Source organism: Oleiphilus sp. HI0125 (assembly GCF_001635355.1).
Genome location: NZ_LWGF01000658.1, coordinates 1 through 4,630, shown reverse-complemented (window position 1 = coordinate 4,630; position 4,630 = coordinate 1). Strand labels below are relative to the sequence as shown.

Here is a 4,630-nt window from a genome sequence, read left to right as displayed (position 1 = left end):
AAGGGTTTGAAGCCTTCACAAAAGCATGGAAAGCCTTCCCCAAAATCATCCAAACTAGGCGTTTTGGATGGGTGATTTTTAATATATTGACGCGCTAAGGCATCAAAAAACTGATCACCAAGTGCTGCCAACACTCTCGGAAAAACCGCACGTAATGACGCAGTGAAATTACCGAGCATGCTGCCATGGTAAATATCAAAATGCTGTGTGGCTGACAGTTTATTTGAATCGCAAATCAAGGCTTCTACGTTTGCGATTTCGCCCTGATAGAGTCCATGAATAAACTTATCTTGTAATGCATTTAACGCATTACTTTCAGGTTTAGGCGACATAATCAGCCCGATCTTTGATGTGATGATTATGCTGTTCCCAATACTGTCTCGCTTTACTTAACTCTTTCAATAACACTGAGTATTCTGGGATGTCTGTATCCCATTCAATCAATGTAGGCACAGAGCCAAAGCGCTTGAGCGCCTCTTCATAAAGCTTCCAAACATCGTCATGTACTGGGGCGCCATGTGTATCAAGTAAATGTGTACCCTGGTCTTCAAACCCTGCTAGGTGTAATTCCTTCACGCGATCTGCCGATAGTCGCGCCAAATAATCTTTAGCATCAAACTGATGATTCTGAGCACTCACGTAGATATTGTTGATATCGCACAGCAACAAACAGTCTGCGCGCTCAAGTACTTCGCACAAGAAATCAACTTCACTCAAATAACTGTCTTTAAACTCAAGATAGCTGGAAACATTCTCGATCAGTATTTGGCGACCTAAGTATTCCTGGACTTGCTCAATACGCTCAGCAATATGTTTTGCCGCAAGCTCTGTATAAGGCATTGGAAAAAGATCATGCCCGTGAAGACCTGATGCGCTCGTCCAACATAAATGATCAGAAACAAGTGCTGGCTGAAAACGATCAACAAGCGCTTTGAGTTTTTTTAGATAATCTTGGTTCAAGGGGTCTAAGGAACCCAAAGATAAACCAATACCATGAAAAGTGATGGGAAAGAGTTCTGCTATTTGCGACAGATATTGAAGAGGTAAACCTCCGTCACCCATATAGTTATCTGTTAGCGCTTCAAACCATTGAGGTTGATTCGGTCCAGAGAGTATGTCTTGATAATGCTGCGAACGTAGACCAAGACCAAGGCCTTCAAGCGAAGAGAAAGGGGAAGCTGAGTTCATTGGTCTTAGTCCAGTACGCTGCAAAATGTTACTTCACTTTACCGCCAACGATTTTTTTACATGTTCCTTCTGGAACATATACCCACTCTTCTGGGTCACCATCAACCGTTGCTTGACCAGCACAGCTATGCTTGCTCGTACCACAGTCATTCATACCTGCTTTGGCAATACCTTGGCATTTCTCAAAACCTGGCTTTCCTGCAACCGCATCAGACGCTGCACCCATTACACCCATTGCTACAAGACCAGCGATGGTTGACTTAGTTAGTGTTGCTACCTTTGACATCTATTATTCCTCTTTTTTTGATTAGATATTTTTGATGACGACTGCGCGCTTCCGTCCCAAAGAAAGACTAGTAGGGGTTTTGGAAGTTCATATTTTTTTTGATTATTTTTAGAAAAACTCTTTTTCTGGCCATATTTCTAAGATTTAAACGCTTGAATTTGAACGCTTCTCTGAACAAAATGCGCGTTCAAGGAGTAGTATCATGACAACATTGTTTTTTGTGCACGGTCTGTGGGCAACGCCAAGAATTTGGGAAAACTACCAAGATTATTTTTCTAATCTTGGTTATCGGGTTATTTGCCCAGCACTGCCTCAGCATTTCTCTAAGAATCAAGCACAACACCCTGCCCAATTGAGCTTACAAAACTATGTTGATCAACTTGAAGAAGACTATCGACTGGTCGCCGAAGAAAGCAATCATATTGTTATCGTCGGTCACGGGGCAGGATGTGTTCTGTCACAACAGCTAGCTATGCGCACTGAGCCTGATGCACTTATTCTTCTTGCTCCAGAAGCGGCTGCAGGGCTAGGTAATGCATTTCCAACCACTCGCGCCCTGAAAGATATTTGTGCTACGCCTTTGTTCTGGCAAAAGGGGGTAAAGCCTAGTTTTAAATCTGCCCGCGAATATTTGTTCAACACAATGACTGAAAAACAAGCGCAAGCTGCTTATTCACAAATGTGTTTTGAATCAGGCTTAGCACTTAAAGAATTGTGGTTTTGGTATCTAGATACGAAGAATCGTTCAGAGATTGAAAGAGAGAAAATCGACTGCCCAATTATGACCTTAGCAGGAGCCAAAGATCGCTATAGTTCAGCGAGAACGGCTCGCCGTATTAGCCGGCATCTCGGTCAAGGACGGCATTTCCACCGTTTGCAAAAGTTTGGGCACATGATCCCGCTTGAAGACACTCACTTTGAGGTCGCGAAACAAATGCATGTTTGGCTATGCTGGCAACTTGGTATGCAAAGCCAAAAAAACAAAGAGGTTTAAGCGAGTTTAAAAACCGCTGTATCGAAGTCCATCCCTTTTAAATGGCTTGCATGAAGCTGACTCATCGTTCCCTTTTCGCAGAACAACAAATAGCGTTTTGCTTTATCTAAGCGCTCAGTTTCACTCATCAGCTCATAGAAAGGAATGTGCAAGACTTCATTGTTGGTCAAGGTAAGCGGAGATTTATTCGCCTCTTCAGGGCCTCGAATATCAATCACCACATCACCAACTTTAGGTAATGTCGTTACATCAACATCCACCACATTTTTCTGCTGATGCATAACCTGGTCAATCTTTCTAACAACCGCATCTTCAATCGCTTGATCTAAAACAGAAAAGTCAAAATTACCTTCTTCTTCCTCTACTTTAGCAAGCTTCGCACAGGTAGTTGGTTTGTCCGAAATCACACCACAGTACTCCGGCATATTCTTTGCGAATTCTTCGGTACCGATTTTTGCAGACAATCGAATGATATCGAGTTTATCCATCGTAATCAGAGGACGCAAAATGACTGTCTCAGATACACGATCAATAACATTCAAATTTGTCACGGTTTGACTAGAAACTTGAGCGACTGATTCGCCTGTCACAAGCGCGGTCACATCCATTTTCTTTGCTATTTCTTGCGCAGCACGAACCATCATTCGTTTAAGCACCACGCCCATATGTGAATGGTTAACGTGCTTGAGAATCTCACCCACAACACCTTCAAATGGCACCGAAATAAAGTGGACTCGATGAGAGCGACCATATTTTTCCCATAAATACAGAGAAACTTGCTTAACACCGATTTCATGCGCGTCACCGCCGAGGTTAAAGAAACAAAAATGCGTTTTTAAACCTCGTTTCATTGTTAAATAACTAGAAACGGTTGAGTCAAAGCCACCAGAAATTAACGAAAGCACTGGCTCTTGCGTGCCAATAGGAAAACCACCTAAGCCTTCATAGCGCTCAGAAACGGTATACAGCGTGTCGTCGCGAACTTCTAACTTTACGGTCATATCAGGCTGCTTAAGAGAAACGCTTTCAGGTTCGCATGAACGAAGCAATGCGCCGCCCAAATAACGTTCTAGCTCACTGGAAGCAAATGAATGTTCTCCTGCACGCTTTACACGAACAACAAAGGTTTTCCCTTTGATTTGCTTCCCGTAAGTGTCGGCACAGATTTGAGCAATATCATCGAAACGGGAATCAATCCCTTCTAGCTCGTAGCTATCAACTTTTAAAACATTGGATATGCCAGGAATGCGCTGCAAAGCGTCAACGACCTTCGCTTCATCATTTTCATACCCAGGTAATAAACGTACTTCAAGCTTATCCCAGAACTCCTGAACCTTAGCCCCTTCAGTTTCTTTCAGTAACACAACTTGAACGTTTTGGCGCAATTGACGCACCAAACGCTTACGAACAGGCTTACTTTTAATGGTAATTTCAGGGAAAAGTTTGACGATAAATTTCATGCTGTCTCTCAAACCAAAATTTCTAGGCGCGGTATTCTATATGAAAACAACGCCAAAGTAGCAGCAATTTACAGTTCTTCACTGTCGTCAACACTATACTTACAGTGAAAGCCGAAAACTTACGTCGAAGGAGAGTGCGTATGAACAACAACGGTATTAATGCTCGCGTCACACCTAAAGGCAATATGGACATATTGTCTCGACACGAAGTGAATCTCCTGCGCAACAAGAAAAACGAACAACTACAAGAGCTGTTTCGTCGTTGCGCACTCGCTGTGTTGAACTGTGGATCCTTAAGTGATGATGGTGAAAGTCTCTTAGAAAAATACAAAGACTTCGAAATTAACGTCATTCAACAACCTCGAGGCATAAAACTCGATATTAAGAACGCGCCTGAAAGCGCCTTCGTTGATGGCTATATGATTCAAGGTATCAATAATCACTTGTTCTCAGTGGTGAGAGACATCATTTACACAGACAGTGTCATGATGAAAAACACGAGCTTGAACCTTAAGTCTTCAGAGCAAGTTACGAACTTTATTTTCCATTTATTACGTAATGCAAACCTGCTTAAAACAAACTGTGAGACAGATATTGTTGTGTGCTGGGGTGGTCACTCAATCAAACGTAACGAATACGAATACACGAAAGAAGTTGGCTATCAGCTTGGTTTACGTGCATTGAATATCTGTACCGGCTGTG

General features: G+C 42.5%; 6 protein-coding genes. 2 read left to right on the top strand and 4 right to left on the bottom strand.

Annotated features, from left to right (window positions below; translation table 11 throughout):
- From A3762_RS09050 to A3762_RS09040, 3 genes are all read right to left on the bottom strand, one after another.
- The coding region (locus A3762_RS09050) for a DNA-binding domain-containing protein (RefSeq protein WP_197469161.1) at window positions 1-332 on the bottom strand (332 nt) is incomplete at its 3' end.
- Window positions 322-1,188: a DUF692 domain-containing protein gene (locus A3762_RS09045; RefSeq protein WP_068755029.1), complete on the bottom strand. Its 867-nt coding sequence runs from the start codon at window positions 1,186-1,188 to the stop codon at window positions 322-324. The genes A3762_RS09045 and A3762_RS09050, both read right to left, overlap by 11 nt.
- Window positions 1,189-1,216: 28 nt before the next feature.
- Window positions 1,217-1,474, bottom strand: coding sequence for a DUF2282 domain-containing protein (locus A3762_RS09040; RefSeq protein ID WP_068476000.1), 258 nt, complete (start codon window positions 1,472-1,474; stop codon window positions 1,217-1,219).
- Window positions 1,475-1,676: 202 nt separating this feature from the next.
- On the opposite strand from A3762_RS09040, the gene A3762_RS09035 reads away from it, so the two are divergent.
- Window positions 1,677-2,468, top strand: a complete 792-nt coding sequence (locus A3762_RS09035) for a carboxylesterase (RefSeq protein ID WP_068755027.1) — start codon at window positions 1,677-1,679, stop codon at window positions 2,466-2,468.
- Here A3762_RS09035 and thiI read toward each other — a convergent pair.
- Window positions 2,465-3,928, bottom strand: coding sequence for a tRNA uracil 4-sulfurtransferase ThiI (gene thiI / locus A3762_RS09030; RefSeq protein ID WP_068755025.1), 1,464 nt, complete (start codon window positions 3,926-3,928; stop codon window positions 2,465-2,467). The genes A3762_RS09035 and thiI overlap by 4 nt on opposite strands.
- A gap of 140 nt (window positions 3,929-4,068) precedes the next feature.
- On the opposite strand from thiI, the gene A3762_RS09025 reads away from it, so the two are divergent.
- The coding region (locus A3762_RS09025; protein WP_156493350.1) for a pyrimidine/purine nucleosidase domain-containing protein at window positions 4,069-4,630 on the top strand (562 nt) is incomplete at its 3' end.

Bases quoted from the DNA above. Each gene is read 5' to 3' on its own strand.
- A3762_RS09045 (WP_068755029.1), bottom strand. From the start codon at position 1,188: ATGAACTCAGCTTCCCCTTTCTCTTCGCTTGAAGGCCTTGGTCTTGGT.
- A3762_RS09040 (WP_068476000.1), bottom strand. From the start codon at position 1,474: ATGTCAAAGGTAGCAACACTAACTAAGTCAACCATCGCTGGTCTTGTA.
- thiI (WP_068755025.1), bottom strand. From the start codon at position 3,928: ATGAAATTTATCGTCAAACTTTTCCCTGAAATTACCATTAAAAGTAAG.
- A3762_RS09035 (WP_068755027.1), top strand. From the start codon at position 1,677: ATGACAACATTGTTTTTTGTGCACGGTCTGTGGGCAACGCCAAGAATT.